Here is a 16988-nt window from a genome sequence, read left to right on the forward strand (position 1 = left end):
TCTTCATTTTCAGACTTGACTGGCGCAAAATCCGCTACGGTCACGCTTTAGTCGTTGTGTCATCGGCCCCCGTCGGCGGCACTTCAGGCGATGGCTCAGTAGGCAACGTCGGGGGCGTAAGAACAGAAGCGGTGTTGGTTTCCGACGAAAACGTCAGGAACGCCAGGTGCGCCTCGTATCGTTCCAGCACGTCGTCAATGACCTGCTGTTTGGTCAGCCCCATCAGATCATAGCCGCCTGAACCCGTCTGCGTGAATACCTCCAGTCGATAGTACACATCGATCTCACGCGTCATGCGGCCGCTGAACATGGGTACTGGCGCCTCGACGACGGCGACATGGTAGTGGAACGCACGATACGAACTCATCGACACCCGTAGCAACGGCTCCACGATGCCCTTGGCATTCGAGATTTCACTGCGCTCAACTTCGTAACCCTGCTTGCCGAATTCAGCTGCGACATCGTCAAGCGCAGGCCTTACGGTACGATCAAGAAATTGTGTGGCCTGCCGCTGTGATGGAAAAGTGCGCATCTGTTCAAGGCGCTGTTTCCAGGACCGCTCGGGCATGTGACCGCCGATTGGCGCCATGGATGGCTTGCGCAGGACCTGGCCTTCGCGCGCCGCCCGCTCCATTCGCAGTACTTTGTAAAAGGACGCCATCACCAGATAGGAGATGATCGTTACTGGCAGGGCAAAGATCAGCGTCGCATACTCCATCGTTGTGACGCCGCCCGCGATCAGCATAGCCACGGCAAGCAAGGCGGTGAGCACAGCCCAGAAGATGCGCAGCCATTTCGGACCATCCTGTGCGGGATCGGGGATGGACGCCGAGAAGTTTGACATGACCATTGCGCCCGAATTGGCGCTCGTCAGATAAAATAGCAAGCCGGAAAGGGTCGCCAGACCGATCAAAAACATGGCGCCGGGGAACATTTCCAGAAGCGCATACCAGCCCTGCTCCGGGCTTCTGATCGCGATCTCGGCAAAGGCCATGTTGCCTTGCAGGACCTCATAGAGTGCCGAATTGCCAAATAACGAGACGATGATGAAGTCGCACACCACAGGCGCGGTGATCGCCGCGATTACGAACTCGCGCAAGGTGCGTCCGCGCGAAATACGGGCCAGAAAGACGCCGACAAAGGGTCCCCAGGCGAGCCAGAACGCCCAGAAAAACAGGGTCCAGCCGCCCATCCAGTCGGCGCCGCCGGTTTCGTAGGCGAATGTCTGCAGTGTACGGGCAGGAAAGGTCACAATGAACTGACCGATATTTTCTACCAGTGCATTCAACAGAAATGCCGTCTGCCCGGTCACAAGAATGTAGACCATCATCGCGATCGCACTCCACAAATTGAGTTCGGCGATCCAGCGAATGCCACGGTCAACGCCCGATGTGGTGGCCGCGATGGTCAGCACCACGGCGCCGATGACAAGTGCAATCTGCAGGGCAAGACCCTGCTCCAGGCCGAAAATCAGCGAGAAGCCCACATTGAGCAGCACCACACCGATACCCATCGAAGTGGCAACACCAAATACCGTACCAACCAGTGCAATAATGCTGATCCCATCGCCCAGTTTGCCACGCACGCGTTTGCCAAGCAACGGATACAGGGCGGCTCGAATGGACAGGGGCATATTCCAGCGATAGGCGAAATAGCCCATTGCCATGCCAAGCAGTGCGTACATTGACCAGCCGGCAATGCCGTAATGGAACATCGTCCAGACGACGGCATCCTGCAGAGCCTCGGGCGTGCCGCCGACGCCTGCAGGGGGGTGCAGATACTGGACGACCGGACCGGTGACCGAGTAAAAGAGCATATCAATACCGACACCGGCAGCAAACAGCATGGCAACCCAGGTCACGAGCTTGTATTGTGGGCGGGAATGGTCAGGGCCGAGACGCACGTCGCCTTCCTTGGAGAACGCGACCCACAGCACGAAGCCGATGACAAGTGTCATAGTAAGAACGTAATACCAGCCAAGGTTCAACGCAATCCAGTGAACAGCGCCCTTCATCGTGATTCGCGCGTGATCGGGGTTCAGGATGGCCCAGATGGAGAAAGCAAGAATGATGATCGAAGACACCACGAGCACGCTCAGGTTGATGTGGGCCGTGGGCGCATCAACCACTTCCTGTGGCCCTTTGCTCAGATCGTTGCGCGAGACCGGAGTGTCGTCGTCCTCGCGGTCATGTCGGCGGTTTGTACCGCCGAAGCGTGTGCGTTCAAGGGGCGGGGATACTCTTGCCTGAGAGTCAGACGCCTGGTTGGCTGTTTGAACCGTATTGGCGCGGTCGCCTTCGGACGACTCACCCGAAACGTCCGGACGACTACCTTCGGGTGGCAACTGATTATTGTTCATTTATAAGTCCCCTCAGACAATCGAATTGAGTCAATCCTATCACAAACCTGATAGCATCTTTGCTCGGCCAGTATCGATCTTTGCCGGGTCGATACATTCAGGCCCTGGGCGTGGTCATGGGAATTATCGAAATGCTGAACGCCGGGCCAGGATCTGGAGTCATGCCGTTATAGTGTCAGTATTGGGTTTGTCGTCGGAGCTGTTTATGGTATCACTACGGTGGCACCCCTCTAGCCCGCCCCCTGGACCCGTCCCACAATCATAAGAATGGAGATTTCGGATTAATGCATTGGATTTTCGCGTTTGGCATATTTGTTTCACTGCTTTTTGTTTTTGTGATCTCCTACAAAAACAAACCATCGCAAGGCCCTAATCGCTTTGGCAAGACGGCTTCGCCTGTCGGCTTTACAACTGCGGTGCGGAGGTTCTTTACCGGATACTTTGATTTTGCGGGCAGAGCGAGCCGCACGGAATTCTGGTATGCAATGCTTTTCTACGTGCTGCTGCTATTCGTGCTCGGCTTGCTCAATCTTCCAGATATTATTGTTTCAATCTTGCTGGTCGTGACAATGATACCGTTTTTCTCCGTCACCGCACGTCGCCTGCACGACACAAACAGAAGCGGCTGGTATCAGCTCGTCTCGTGGTTCATGCCTGTCGGCACAATCGTTGCCCTATTCTGGTTCAACGAACCGCCAAGTGATTGATTCGGCCAGGACCACAACAAACAATTGCGAATTTTAAGGAAAACCGGGATGGGGCGGGAACAGAAAAAAACCCCAGTAAAAGCATACTTTACCGGGGTTTATTTACATAGTTAGATTAGGTGGTCCCTAGAACGGGATATCGTCATCCATATCCATGATATTGGCAGCAGGTTTCTGTGCAGGACGCTGCTGTTGCTGCGGCTGGCTGCGCTGCTGGGGTGCCTGGCGCTGTGAGGATGAGTAAGAATCATCACCACCAAACCCGCCATCATCCATACCACCGGTGCTTTCGCGACCACCCAGCATTTGCATCTGATCAGCCACGATTTCTGTTGAGTAACGGTCTGCGCCCGTATCCTTGTCTTGCCACTTGCGGGTTTTGAGACGACCCTCGACATACACCGAGCGCCCTTTTTTAAGGTATTCGCCGGCGATTTCAGCCAGACGGTTATAGAACACAACACGGTGCCATTCTGTGTCTTCGCGACGCTCGCCGGTGTTCTTGTCTTTCCAGTTGGAGGTGGTGGCAATGGAAACGTTACAGATGGCGGCGCCATCCGGGGAGTAGCGGACTTCGGGGTCGCGCCCCAGATTGCCCACGATAATGACTTTATTGACTGATGCCATGGTTAAATCCTGACTGTAGATGGTAATTGCAGCGGTATCTTAACCGCCCTTACCGGCTTGCACAATTAGGTCATTATAGCCATCGGGGGCTTTACGTAGGAGATTTGAAGCTTCTGGCGGTAAAGAACCAGACCGCCGCCAGGGCTGCGCCCATGAGGAATACGGCTGGCGTTCCGGTGTACCGGGCCAGCAGACCGCCCACGGCGCCGCCGGCCGCCACGCCCAGCGCCTGTGACATATTGTAAAAACCCAGAGCAAGCCCTTTGTGCTCGGCCGGCGCAACACGCGACACCAGCGATGGCTGCAGCGCTTCCAGAATATTGAATGCGACAAAATAGCCTACAAACAGCACAACTATCGCGGTAAATGACTGTGTGGCAAACGCCATAATGGCCATGACGATGGCCAGGCCGGCAACGCTCCACTCCAGACTTTGCTTGTGTACGTGCCGCGTTTCCGTATAGAAGACGACCGGCACCATGGCAACGAATGAAGCCAGGATCACCGGCAGGTAGACTTTCCACAGCGTACCGGTGGACAAGCCGCCCAGTCCGATCAGCAAGGGCGGCGCCACCACGAAAATGGACATGAGAATGCAGTGCAAACAAAAGACGCCAAAATTCAGGCGCAGCAGATCGCCGTTTCTGAGTACATCGCGCGGACGGGACGCAATGGCCGGGATTTGCAATGGCGCCACCGGCACAATGAACGTAGCCAGCAGCAGGCTGACAAAACCCAGCAGGGAGATGATCCAGAACAGGCCCGAAAGACCGCCATATTCAACCAACAGCGGCGAGATTACCAGCGCAAGTGCAAATGAAATACCGATAGAGCCGCCGACCATCGCCATGGCACGCGTACGCACTTCCGGGCGCGTCGCGTCGGCCACCCACGCCGTAATGGCTGCGGAAATGGCGCCCAGCCCCTGGATGGAGCGACCAATGAGCACACCGGTGACCGAATCGCTGAGCGCACAAACGATGCCGCCGATAATAAACAGCACCATGCCGGCGATAATGACGGGCCGACGACCGAAACGATCTGACGCCATGCCCAGCGGGATCTGCAACACCGCCTGGGTCAGCCCATAGGCGCCGATCGCCGCGCCCACCAGAGCCGCATTGGAGCCGCCGCTGAGCGTTTTGGCGGCATCTGCAAAAACCGGTGTGAGCAGGAACAGCCCCAGCATACGAACCGCAAAAAGCAGCGCCAGCGTTGTGCTGGCACGACGTTCGGTGGGCGTAAGTTTGAGTTTTGCCGGTTTGGCAGCACCTGCTTCAGCGGGTTGACGTGGCGCAGCGGAATTCATTCAGCACAATAAAAAGACAAAGTGGGAGGAAGGTATAACTGGTGTTGACACCTGCGTTATAGTAATGGATTAGTCCGAGAAAAACCCGATTCGTTCAACAGGAAAAGATAATTTCATGGATGCCATCCGCATTCGCGGTGCCCGAACGCATAATTTAAAAAATGTGTCGCTTGACCTTCCCCGGCATAAACTGGTCGTGCTGACCGGCCTGTCCGGCTCAGGCAAATCGTCGCTGGCCTTCGACACATTGTACGCGGAGGGACAGCGGCGCTATGTGGAAAGCCTGTCGGCCTATGCCCGCCAGTTTCTGCAACTTATGGACAAGCCCGATGTCGACCTGATCGAAGGCTTGTCGCCGGCCATTTCCATTGAACAGAAGGCCGCGGGCCATAACCCCCGCTCGACCGTCGGCACGATTACCGAAATCCATGACTACCTGCGGCTGCTGTTCGCCCGCGTCGGCACGCCCTATTGCCCGGTACACGGCGAACCGTTGCAGGCCCAATCGGTCGCCCATATGGTGGATCATATCCTGGCGATGACCGCCGATACGCGCATTGCCATCCTGGCGCCCATCGCCCGGGAGCGCAAAGGCAGTTACGAAGATGACTTCGCCCAGTTGCAGGCGCAGGGTTTCGTGCGGGTGCGCATCGATGGCCAGATGACGGAACTGGAACCGCCGCCGCTGCTCAACAGAAACGAAAAGCATTCGATCGATGTCGTCATCGACCGCTTGCGGGTGCGCGCTGAAAGCAAGCAGCGCCTGGCTGAAAGTATTGAAACGGCCCTCAAACTGGCCGACGGTCGCGTACTGGTGCTGGATATGGACCGGGAACAGGAGCAGCCCTTTTCCATTCGCTATGCCTGTCCGATATGCAATCATGCGCTGGCCGAACTGGAGCCGCGCCTGTTCAGCTTCAACAACCCGGTGGGTGCCTGCCCGACCTGTGACGGCCTGGGGCATACCTGGTTTTTTGATCCGAAACGGGTGGTGGCCTTTCCTACACTCAGCCTGTCCAGCGGCGCCATCAAGGGGTGGGATAAACGCAATGCCTTTACCCATTCGCTGTTGACCAGCCTGGCCGCGCATTACGAATTTGATATTGATACGCCTTTCGAGGAACTGCCCAAGGCGCTTCAACAGACTGTGCTGTATGGCTCGGGCAAGGAAGAGATTTCTTTCCTGTACCTGAATGACAAGGGGCGCAGTTCGGTCAAGAAACACGCCTTTGAAGGCATTATTCCCAATCTGGAGCGCCGCTGGAAGGAGACCGATTCCAATACGGTACGGGAAGAGCTGGGCAAGTATCGCAGCCTGCAGGTGTGTCCCGATTGTGGTGGCTCGCGCCTGCGTGAAGATGCCCGGCATGTGCTGATCGGCAATGAACCGCGTGGCGGTTCGCGGGTCGGCATGGCCATTTATGAAGTCGAAGCCATGGCGCTGTCCGAGTGCCTGCACTGGTTTGAAGCGCTGACGCTGACCGGCGCCAAGCAGGAAATTGCCGAGCGCATTGTGCGGGAAATCCGCGCCAGGCTTGAATTTCTGAATAATGTGGGGCTCAATTATCTGTCGCTGGATCGCAGCGCCGACACCATTTCCGGTGGCGAGGCGCAGCGTATCCGGCTGGCCAGCCAGATCGGTTCAGGGTTGACCGGCGTCATGTACGTGCTGGATGAGCCGTCCATCGGCCTGCATCAGCGCGACAATGACCGGCTGATCCAGACGCTGGCGCATTTGCGAGATCTGGGCAATAGCGTGATTGTGGTCGAGCATGATGAAGATATGATTCGCGCCGCAGATTGGGTGGTGGACATGGGCCCGGGTGCCGGCGAACACGGCGGGCAGATTATTGCATCGGGCACGCCCGCGCAGATCGCCAGCGATGAAGCGTCGCTGACCGGTGCTTACCTGAGCGGACGCCGCCGCATTGAAGCGCACCGCCCCCGCAAGCTGGACGACGACCAGCTCTGGCTGCAGATTAACGGCTGTTCGGGCAATAATCTGAAGAATGTCGATCTGCGCGTGCCGGCCGGCAAGCTTGTGTGTGTCACCGGCGTGTCCGGCTCGGGCAAATCAACGCTGATCAACGATACGCTGGCCACGCTGATGTCGCACGAATTGCACCGCGCCCAGACCGAGCCGGCACCGTATACGTCGGTAACGGGCATGGAGCACTTTGACAAGATTATCAATGTGGATCAAAGTCCCATTGGACGTACCCCACGCAGTAATCCTGCCACCTATACGGGGCTGTTCACCCCCATTCGTGAACTGTTTGCGGGTACGCCCGAATCGCGCACGCGAGGTTACGATCCCGGCCGGTTTTCATTCAATGTGAAAGGCGGGCGCTGCGAGAGTTGCCAGGGCGATGGCGTGATCAAGGTTGAAATGCATTTTCTGCCCGATATGTATGTGCCTTGCGATACCTGTCATGGCAAACGCTATAACCGCGAAACGCTGGAGATCCGCTATCGCGGACGCACCATTAGCGATGTGCTGGACCTGACGGTTGAACAGGCACTGGAATATTTCAGCGCCGTGCCGGTCATCAACCGCAAGTTACAGACTCTGATGGACGTCGGTCTCAGTTATATCCGGCTGGGCCAGTCGGCTACCACGCTGTCTGGCGGCGAAGCACAACGCATCAAGCTTTCCCTGGAACTGTCCAAGCGCAGCACGGGCAAGACCATGTATATTCTGGACGAACCCACCACGGGCCTGCATTTTGCCGATATTGCCCTGTTGCTAAAGGTCATCAACCAGCTGGTCGATGCAGGCAACACCGTTGTGGTGATCGAGCATAACCTCGATGTGATCAAGACAGCCGACTGGATTATTGATATGGGTCCCGAAGGCGGCCAGGGCGGCGGCCAGATTGTGGCCACGGGCACACCGGCAGACATTGCGGCGGATCCGAACAGCCATACGGGGCGGTATCTTAAGCCCCTGCTGGCAAAAGAAAAGGCCGCCTGAACTTATTCGCGTTGGCCCGTATAGTCGCGCAATTGCTTGCGTATGATTTTGCCCGTGGTGGTCATGGGCAGTTCGTTCACAAAATAAATGCGGCGCGGATATTCATGAGCAGCGACGCGTGTTTTGACGTGTTCCTGAATGTCTTTCTTCAGGGCGTCCGAGGGCAACACGCCTTCGTTCAATATCACAAATGCGGTTACGACTTCTGTACGTTCCTCGTCGGGCAGTCCGACTACGGCCACCATGCTGACGTCCGGGTGTCCGAGGATGCAATCTTCAATCGGGCCGGGACCGATGCGATAACCTGCACTGGTAATGACATCATCGTTACGGCCGACAAAACGAAAGAACCCATCGTCATCGCGAACGCCCATATCGCCTGTCAGCAGAAAGTCGCCGGCAAATTTTTCCCGGGTGGCCTCTGCATTATTCCAGTAGCCCAGAAACATGACCGGATCGGGTTTTCTGACACCGATATTGCCTTCGATGCCATTGGCGACGGGCAATCCCTGTTCATCGACAATCCGGACATCATGACCCGGCACTGCTTTGCCCATGCTGCCGATTCTGGGTTCGAACAGATCAGCGCAGGATGACACCAGCATATTACATTCGGTCTGCCCGTAGAATTCATTAATGGTCAGATCCAGATTGCGCCGCCCCCAGTCGATCAATTCCAGTCCCAGGCTTTCGCCGCCACTGGCAATGGAACGCAGCGACAGTGGCCAGCGATCTCGCGGATTTTCCAGGCGGCGCAACATTTTGAGCGCGGTGGGCGGCAAAAACGTGTGAGTGACCTGATGTCGTGACATCAGATCGAACGCAGCCTCGGCAGTAAATTTGGAAAACCTGCAGGCCAGCACGGGAATGCCATGATGCAGTGATGGCATCAACACATCGAACAGGCCACCGATCCACGCCCAGTCGGCGGGCGTCCACATGAGTCCGGCATTTTCCGGGAAAAAATTGTGCGATATTTCAACGCCGGGCAAATGTCCCGGCAGGATCCGATGGGCATGCAGCGCCCCTTTGGGCTTGCCGGTGGTGCCTGAGGTGTAGATGATGACCGCCGGATCGTCGGCAAGCGTATTGACCGGTTCAAAGTCTGCCGACTGCGTCTGCAGTGACGACCAGAATGGCAGCGTTCTGCCTGTGGGCTGAGTGCCGTCAATATCAATGACCGTTGTGAGTTCCGGTAGTGGATCGGATAAGGTCCTGAGTTTGGCCACCCCTTCTGTATTGGTGACCAGCGCACGCGCCCCGGAATTGGACAGGCGATAGCTCAGGGCATCGGAACCAAAAAGTGAAAACAGGGGAATGGCAATGACCCCCAGTTTGTAGCAGGCGATATGGGCAATAGCCGTTTCAATCCCCTGTGCCAGAAGAATACCCACCCGATCGCCACGCGCAACGCCGGCCTTTTTCAGCACCTGAGCAAACTGGTTTGAGTATTTTTTGAGATCGTCAAAGGTGTAATGACGAATGTCATCAGGCGAAATTTCCTGGATGATCGCAACACGACCGGAGCCGTCGGCCCATTTATCGCAGACATCGACACCGATGTTGTAGTGCTGCGGGATAGCCCACCGTGTAGCCGACACCGTTTCGGCATAAGTTGAATGGCGTTTGAGCAAGACAGGTCTCCTTTTTGTTTTTGTTATTGTATATCGGATCCCCGTCTTCGCTATTGACCTTTGATATCTTTCTGACCCCCGGACAACTGACTACGCCTGATTTGATGCCGGTACGCAGTGGGCGACATGCCTTCTGCATTCAAAAATGCGGTTGCGAAATTGGCCGAATTGGAAAAGCCGACATCTTCGGCAATGGTCAGGGTACGCATTGATGTCGTGGCCAGCAAATGTTTCGCCGTGCGCATGCGCAAGTCACGGACATAGACGAAAGCGCTACAGCCGCATACGTTGTGGAACGCCCGGTTCAGGCGCTTCTTGTTCATGGACACCAGCGTGCATAGTTTTTCCAGGCTCAGATCATCAGCCAAGTTCTCCTGCGCAAACTTCATGATAATGCGCACAGCCACCTGATCATCGCTATCGACAAGACCCGGCTGAATGGGCTGCGCGAGCATTTCCTGCTGTTTGCGCACACTATGCAGTCGTTGCGAGATGCCCGCATGAATACGAATGCGCGCAACCACCTCGTCATGAGGACGCGAGCGCGAGATGAAATCGGACGCACCATGTTCCAGCGCCAGTACACGTGATTGCGGATCGTCGTGATTGGTGTAGAAGAGCAGCGGAATATCGGTAGTGAGTGTATTGGCCTTGAGTCTGCGGCATAGCGGAATACCGTCAAGCCGGGGTAGACGAAGGTCAGAAACGATGACATCAGGCTTGATGGCAATCGCCTTTTCGTAGCCCTGAAGGCCGTCAAATGCAACTGTGATCCGGAATGAAGCACTGCGTAACGCCGCAATGACGCCTTGCAGACTATGCGAATTGCCGTCGACAAACAAGGTGTGACCAACGTGCGCTGATGAGACCGAACTGTCCATAAGATTTCGCTTGGTTATGAAATTAAAAATGCGAAATCATTGTCCAACAAGATTCAGAGTCCTTATTTTGAAAAATTTCCCGATCATTTTTGATGAACGATTGAAACGTATTTTTCTTGAAATTTTTAAGTCAAATCCATGTTTTTTTGGAATATCTCCCGGCTTATACGACGAACAGGCGCTTGTACTCCTTGATGGCGTACCGGTCAGTCATGCCGGCAATATAGTCGGCAATGACACGCGCCTGCCGTTGTTCATCATTGCTCCGATAGCCGGCAGGCAATAATCGCGGATCATCGATAAAAGCTTTGAACAAAGACTGCACAATCGTGCTGGCCTTGTTGGCCATGCGCATGACTTTGTAATGGCGGTACAGGTTGTGCATGAGAAAAGACTTGAGCTCGTCTGCCTGTTCCCGCATGGGGGCCGAAAAGAGCAGGAGCGACGGCGCCTCGATCACATCTTCCCGCGTCCGGATCCGGTGCGCCTGTAGCTGGCCGCGCGTGGTTTCAGTCAGATCGACGATCAGCGCATTGATCATGCGGCGAATGATTTCTGCGATCAGGCGACGCCCCTGAACCTCTGGAAACAAGCGGCTGACTTCGTCGTGATACGTTGCAAACAACCGCACCTGCCGCATCTGTTCGATGGTGATCAGGCCCGAGCGTAGACCATCGTCAATATCATGATTGTTATAGGCGATTTCGTCAGCCAGATTGGCCAGTTGCGCCTCCAGTCCCGGACGTTTTCTGTCCAGGAAACGCTGACCGATCTCGCCCAGCTGGCGGGCATGTGAAAGAGAACAGTGCTTCAAAATACCTTCACGCGTTTCAAAGGTCAGATTCAGCCCGTTGAATAAGGCATAGCGTTCTTCGAGTTCATCGACCACCCGCAGGCTTTGCAGATTATGCTCAAAGCCGCCTGCGTTTGGACACAACTGTTGCATGGACGAATGCAAGGCGTCCTGCCCGGCGTGGCCGAAGGGGGTGTGCCCCAGATCGTGCGCCAGCGAAATGGCTTCGGTCAGATCTTCGTGCAGACCAAGATTGCGCGCGACGGCACGGGCGATTTGCGCCACTTCAAGGCTGTGGGTCAGGCGCGTGCGGAATAAATCACCTTCGTGATTAACGAAAACCTGTGTCTTGTATTCCAGACGGCGAAACGCCGCGCTGTGAATGATCCGGTCACGGTCGCGCTGGAATGGATCCCTGGCCGGATCGGCTGCTTCGGCATGCTGCCGGCCACGACTGCTGGCGGGATGAGTGGCATAAGAGGCGAGCGTGGTCGCAGTCATGCTCAACCCCCGCTTGCAATGGTTTCCCGGGCGCGGGCAGATTCGCGTTCAATTGTCACGTTGCCCACCGTCTCCTCAAGTGTTTCCTGCACCTTGTCCAGGGGCGCGGCCTGCACCACTGCCTGGCCTATTCCGGGAAGGAGCACATAGCGTATTTCGCCCCCTTCCGTTTTCTTATCGCCCTGCATCAGGTCGAGCCAGCTGTCCTGCCCCAGGTCGGGCGCAACATCGGGACAGCCGATGGCACGCACCAGTTGCCGAACCCGTTCGATATCCTCGGCAGGCAAGTCCAGTACCTTGCCTGAAAGCACGGCGGCCTGAACCAGTCCGCAGGCGACGGCTTCGCCATGTAACCACGTGCCAAACCCCAGCCCGGCTTCGATCGCGTGACCGAATGTATGGCCCAGGTTCAGTATGGCGCGCAGACCGGTTTCTTTTTCATCTTCCGACACCACTTGCGCTTTGAGTTCGCAGCACCGGCCGATGGCGTAGGCCAGCGCGTCGGCGTCCAGCGCCACCAGTTGCGCAACATTGCGCTCGCACCATTCAAAAAAGGCCGCATCAAGGATCAGGCCGTATTTGATGACTTCGGCCAGACCGGCAGATACTTCCCGGGCAGGCAGGGTGCGCAAGACATCGATATCAATGTCGACGCTGACCGGCTGGTAGAAAGCGCCGATCATGTTCTTGCCCAGCGGATGATTGACCGCCGTTTTGCCGCCGACCGAAGAATCAACCTGGGCCAGCAGCGTGGTTGGAATTTGCATATAGCGGATGCCGCGCATATAGGTGGCGGCCGCAAACCCGGCCATATCACCGATCACGCCACCGCCCAGCGCAAGAATCACGGCGCGGCGATCCAGTTTTTCGGCCAGCATGCGATCGTAAATTGTGTTGAGCGTATCGAGCGATTTGAAGGATTCACCATCGGGCACGATAATGGTCATGACCGGTTTGCCCAGCGGGGCCAGGGCCTGCCGCAGGACCGCGCCGTACAGGCCGTCAACGACCGGGTTGCTGATGATGACCAGTCGTGTAGCGTTGCCAGGAACGGATTGGGCAATGCGCTGCAAACGCCCCGGCTCGATATGAATGGGGTACTGACCTGCTGATGTAGCGACGTTGACGGGAGCCATCAGATATTTTCACCTCGTTGTGCGTGTTCTTTCAGTAATCGGGCTACGGCATCGAGCACCGTATGAATGGAGCCATGGCCGGTTTCGACTGTGTAATCGGCCAGTTGCTCGTAAATGGGCTCGCGCTGTCGCAGCAGTTCTACGATACGCGCTTTGGGGTTGGCCGTCAGCAGCATCGGGCGGTTTTTGTCCTTAGCGACTCTCCGAAAGAGCTCGTCGCTGCCTGCCTTCAAATACAGCACGATACCGCGCGCGCGCAACAGCGCCTGGTTTTCGGGCGCCACTACGGCACCGCCGCCGGTAGCCAGCACGACGGCGCGGCGCAGCGTGACCTCTTCCAGCACCTGGGTTTCCCGCCGCCGAAAGCCGGCCTCGCCTTCAATATCGAAAATGGTGGGAATACTGACGCCACAGCGCGCCTCGATTTCGTGGTCAAGATCAAGAAATTCCCGGCCCAGGGAGCGGGCCAGGCCTCGACCGATCGTTGTTTTGCCAGCCCCCATCATGCCGATGAGGAAAATGGGAACCTGGCCGGAGGGGCTGATATGGGCGTCGCCCTGTTCTGAGTGCAGCATGTACGTAAAAGGTTTTTCTCCCGGTTACGCCGGGGCGTGAAAATACAGTGCTTCTGTCACCATTGTCAAAGAAATGACACCATGTTTTCAATGATTTGTCGTTTATTTGTTGCAACATAGCACATGTGTGGCACGCTGCACAATTCAGTTACAGAAACGGCCGAAAATTTCAGCTTTTCCAGCTAGAAGGGATTAAAATTGCCTGCGATGAGTACACGTAACCCACACTCCCCCAATAAAGCGCCGCGGCGTCCGAGCGCAGGCTCACGCATAGGACGGTTTTTTGTCCAATCCTTCATCTTCTGCATCGGCTTAGGTCTCTGCGGTTTGTTGTTGGGCACCCTTGCCGTCGCGCTGACCTGGCCGAACCTGCCTGACCTGAAGGCGATGACCGACTATCGCCCGCGGGTGCCGCTGCGCGTCTACACCGCCGATAAGGTGCTGCTTGCCGAATACGGCGAAGAGCGACGCAATGTCCTGCGTTTCAACGAAATTCCCGATGTCATGAAGCAGGCGCTGCTGGCGGCAGAAGATGATAATTTCTATCATCACGGCGGCGTAGACTGGTCCGGGGTTGGCCGGGCGGTCATTGCAAACCTGGTATCCGGCGCCAAGGCACAGGGCGCCAGTACGATTACCATGCAGGTAGCCCGCAATTTCTATCTGTCTTCAGAAAAGTCATTTATTCGTAAATTCTACGAATTGATGCTCACATACAAGATCGAGCAGAACCTGAGCAAAGACCAGATTCTGGAGCTGTACCTGAACCAGATTTATCTGGGGCACCGCTCCTATGGTTTTGCTGCCGCGTCCCGTACGTACTATGGCAAACCGCTATCTGAAGTCACCGTCGCCGAAGCGGCGCTGCTGGCCGGCATTCCCAAGGCGCCGTCTCGCTTTAATCCGCGTGCCAATATGAAGCGTGCCGTGGCGCGCCAGCACTATGTGCTTGAACGCATGGAAAAGCTTGGCTACATCACCCCCGAGCAGCATCAGCAGGCGCTGGCACAGAAGATTGTGCTCCGGGACAATACGGTTGAAACGCCTGAAACGACCTTTGCCCGTCACGGGCAGTACGTTGCCGAACTGGCAAGACAGCTGATGTACAACGTATACAAGGACAATGTTTACGGACGTGGCCTGAGCGTATACACCACCATCCGTTCCCAGGATCAGGAAGCGGCCTATCACGCCGTGCGTGACGGTATTATGTCTTACACACGCCGCAAGCCTTACCCAGGTCCGGCAGCGCAAGTGGATCTGCCGGCCGGCATTGAGAACGATACGGAACGTTTCGATCTGGCGCTTGAAGACATTCGCAATAAATATCGCGACAGTGACGATCTGGTGACGGCTGTGGTGCTGTCGGCCAGTGCAACCAAGGTAACAGCAGCGCGTACGCCGGAACAGATTTTTGAGCTCAGCGGCAAGTCACTGGGCTATGTGAAACGCGCGCTGGTCAAGACCGGTCCGGTTTCCCGCCGGATCCAGCGCGGCTCCGTGATTTACCTGCAAAAGGTCGATAACGTCTGGACGATTATCAATATGCCGAGTGTGGAAGGCGCGTTTATTTCGCTCAACCCGCAAAATGGCGCGATCGACTCAATGATCGGCGGCTTTGATTTCAATCGTGGCGACTTTAACAGGGTGACTCAGGCATGGCGCCAGCCCGGATCCACGTTCAAACCGTTCGTATATGCGGCCGGCCTTGAGCGCGGCATTACGCCGGGCACCAATATTTCCGACCAGCCGTTTCACCTGAGCGCCGCCCAGACGCGCAGCAAGCCCTGGAGCCCCAAGAACTACGGCAATTCATATACCTACAGCCAGACCATGCGCCAGGGCCTGTATAAGTCCAAAAACATGGTCTCTATCCGTATTTTGCAGACGGTGGGTCCGGAATTTGCCAGTGAATTCATTTCGCGCTTTGGTTTTGACCCGGCTCGCCAGCCGCCCAAAAGCGCCTATCTGACCATGGCCCTGGGGGCAGGCAGCGTGACGCCCCTGCAAATGGCCAGTGCCTATTCGGTTTTTGCCAACGGCGGTTATCGCGTCAATCCGTACATTATTGACTCTGTCGTCGATATTTCCACGGGTCGCGTGGTTATGAAGGCCCAGCCGGCCCTGGCCGGAGACGAAGCCAACCGGGTTCTGGACCCGCGCACAGCCTATGTCATGAACGATCTGTTGCGAGGCGTGGCCAAATCCGGCACGGCTGCCCGTACGCAGGCGACCCTGAAGCGCAGCGATATCGGCGGCAAAACAGGCACGACCAACCAGTCTTTCGATGCCTGGTTCGCAGGCTTTACACCCAAGCTGGTAGGCATTTCCTGGCTGGGCTTTGACCAGCCGAAATCCCTCGGTGACCGGGAAACCGGTGGTGGCGCAGCCATGCCGATCTGGCTCAGTTATATGCAAACCGCGCTCAAGAAAGTGCCGGTCACGCCGGTGGGACCGATTCCCGATGGCTTGACCAAGGTGGGCGACAACTTCTACTTCACCGAGTTCCCGCAGGGCAAGGCGCTGGCCAATATCGGCGTATCGGGCAGTGGCGTGCAGAATCCAAATGCAGCCAAACCGGCATCCGCCCCGTCGGGTGATGCCATTGGCAAGGCACTGGAGTCATTCAATCCCATGGGTGGGCCACCGATCCGCTTCTAGCCAGGCGTTTGCAGCAGGCACGAGCGCCATGCTCTGCCTCACTGCTCTGCTTATAAAAAAAGACGCCTTGCATATGCAGGCGTCTTTTTTACCTTAAAGCGTGAGGTTAAGCGTCTGGCCGGTAATCTCAGAAAAAATCTGGCTCAGGTTTTCTTCAAGTCCGGTACCATCACGCGTATCGACCCAGCGGTCATTTTCGAATTTGTAATGAAAACCGCCGGATGGCGCAGCGACCCACATTTCCTGCAGCGGCGCCTGGCTATTGACCACGACATGGGTTTTCTGATTGAATACGATGGTCAGCACCTGGCCGCTGCGGCTGGCGTCAAGATCAATATCCAGCTTTTCGAACCAGTCATCGGCCTGTTCGTGGATCTTGTCGAGGATCGCATCTGCGCGTGCAAGAAATTCTGATTCAGTCATAATATCGTTCTGTAAAAAATTTTAGGGGTGTGCCGTGTCTGCGCCAAGTATAAAACGCCGTGTGGCCTTCATTGTAACCCTCCTTGTCGGGAGTGTGGGTTTATCGGCTTGCGGCTACAAAGCGCCCCTGTACATTCCCACACCCGAGCAGCAACAAAAACTGCAGGAACGCGAAGCGCGCATTCAGGCCCGCAAGGCCAAGGCCGCGGCAGATAAGAAGGCGCAGAAGGCTGCGTCCGACAACGCCCGCGCAAGCCAGAACCCGCCTGTGCCGGTTTCCGACTCATCCGATCCCGCTATCCCGCAGTAAAGATACGCAGCTCCCGTCGCGCTTGGAGCAGCAGTCTGCCAGAATCACGATTTGCGTCCGGATCACGGCGCCCCAGATGGCGAACGCAGCAGCCGGAT

Annotated in this window: 13 protein-coding genes; 4 read left to right on the top strand and 9 right to left on the bottom strand. The window is 56.4% G+C overall.

Annotated features, from left to right (window positions below):
- Nucleotides 1-40: 40 nt before the first annotated feature.
- Nucleotides 41-2359 carry a choline BCCT transporter BetT gene (gene betT / locus W822_RS28800; protein WP_081724290.1) on the bottom strand — a complete coding sequence of 773 codons (2319 nt, stop codon included), beginning with the start codon at nt 2357-2359 and terminating at the stop codon, nt 41-43.
- Nucleotides 2360-2643: 284 nt separating this feature from the next.
- Here betT and W822_RS28805 point away from each other — a divergent pair, with 284 nt between their 5' ends.
- Complete coding sequence (locus W822_RS28805; protein WP_024004030.1) at nt 2644-3066, top strand: DUF805 domain-containing protein; 423 nt, start codon at nt 2644-2646, stop codon at nt 3064-3066.
- Nucleotides 3067-3192: 126 nt separating this feature from the next.
- On the opposite strand, the gene ssb is transcribed toward W822_RS28805, so the two are convergent.
- Both ssb and W822_RS28815 read right to left on the bottom strand, forming a co-directional pair.
- Complete coding sequence (ssb, locus tag W822_RS28810) at nt 3193-3693, bottom strand: single-stranded DNA-binding protein (protein ID WP_024004031.1); 501 nt, start codon at nt 3691-3693, stop codon at nt 3193-3195.
- Between the two features lie 91 nt (nt 3694-3784).
- Nucleotides 3785-5002, bottom strand: coding sequence for an MFS transporter (locus tag W822_RS28815; RefSeq protein WP_024004032.1), 1218 nt, complete (start codon nt 5000-5002; stop codon nt 3785-3787).
- 115 nt (nt 5003-5117) lie between these two features.
- On the opposite strand from W822_RS28815, the gene uvrA reads away from it, so the two are divergent.
- Complete coding sequence (gene uvrA / locus W822_RS28820) at nt 5118-7976, top strand: excinuclease ABC subunit UvrA (RefSeq protein ID WP_024004033.1); 2859 nt, start codon at nt 5118-5120, stop codon at nt 7974-7976.
- Nucleotides 7977-7978: 2 nt separating this feature from the next.
- Here uvrA and W822_RS28825 read toward each other — a convergent pair whose 3' ends face one another.
- The 5 genes from W822_RS28825 to W822_RS28845 all read right to left on the bottom strand — a co-directional run bounded on the left by W822_RS28825 (nt 7979) and on the right by W822_RS28845 (nt 13496).
- Entirely contained in the window at nt 7979-9610 is a 1632-nt protein-coding gene (locus W822_RS28825) for an acyl-CoA synthetase (RefSeq protein ID WP_024004034.1), read from the bottom strand.
- A 50-nt stretch (nt 9611-9660) separates the two neighbouring features.
- Nucleotides 9661-10491 carry a response regulator transcription factor gene (locus W822_RS28830; RefSeq protein WP_024004035.1) on the bottom strand — a complete coding sequence of 277 codons (831 nt, stop codon included), beginning with the start codon at nt 10489-10491 and terminating at the stop codon, nt 9661-9663.
- 163 nt (nt 10492-10654) lie between these two features.
- Complete coding sequence (locus W822_RS28835) at nt 10655-11785, bottom strand: deoxyguanosinetriphosphate triphosphohydrolase (protein WP_024004036.1); 1131 nt, start codon at nt 11783-11785, stop codon at nt 10655-10657.
- Nucleotides 11786-11787: 2 nt separating this feature from the next.
- The gene (gene aroB / locus W822_RS28840; protein WP_024004037.1) at nt 11788-12921 is read right to left on the bottom strand and encodes a 3-dehydroquinate synthase; all 1134 of its coding nucleotides are present in this window, start codon (nt 12919-12921) and stop codon (nt 11788-11790) included.
- Entirely contained in the window at nt 12921-13496 is a 576-nt protein-coding gene (locus tag W822_RS28845; RefSeq protein ID WP_024004038.1) for a shikimate kinase, read from the bottom strand. The genes aroB and W822_RS28845 overlap by 1 nt, the downstream gene beginning before the upstream one ends.
- Nucleotides 13497-13703: 207 nt before the next feature.
- Here W822_RS28845 and W822_RS28850 point away from each other — a divergent pair, with 207 nt between their 5' ends.
- Nucleotides 13704-16157: a penicillin-binding protein 1A gene (locus tag W822_RS28850; protein WP_024004039.1), complete on the top strand. Its 2454-nt coding sequence runs from the start codon at nt 13704-13706 to the stop codon at nt 16155-16157.
- 93 nt (nt 16158-16250) lie between these two features.
- Here W822_RS28850 and cyaY read toward each other — a convergent pair whose 3' ends face one another.
- Nucleotides 16251-16580 carry an iron donor protein CyaY gene (gene cyaY, locus W822_RS28855; protein ID WP_024004040.1) on the bottom strand — a complete coding sequence of 110 codons (330 nt, stop codon included), beginning with the start codon at nt 16578-16580 and terminating at the stop codon, nt 16251-16253.
- A gap of 34 nt (nt 16581-16614) precedes the next feature.
- On the opposite strand from cyaY, the gene lptM reads away from it, so the two are divergent.
- On the top strand, nt 16615-16890 hold the full coding sequence (gene lptM, locus W822_RS46590; protein WP_024004041.1) for an LPS translocon maturation chaperone LptM: 276 nt from the start codon (nt 16615-16617) through the stop codon (nt 16888-16890).
- Nucleotides 16891-16988: the final 98 nt, after the last annotated feature.

The organism is Advenella kashmirensis W13003 (assembly GCF_000506985.1).
Taxonomy (GTDB): Bacteria; Pseudomonadota; Gammaproteobacteria; order Burkholderiales; family Burkholderiaceae_B; genus Advenella; species Advenella kashmirensis_A.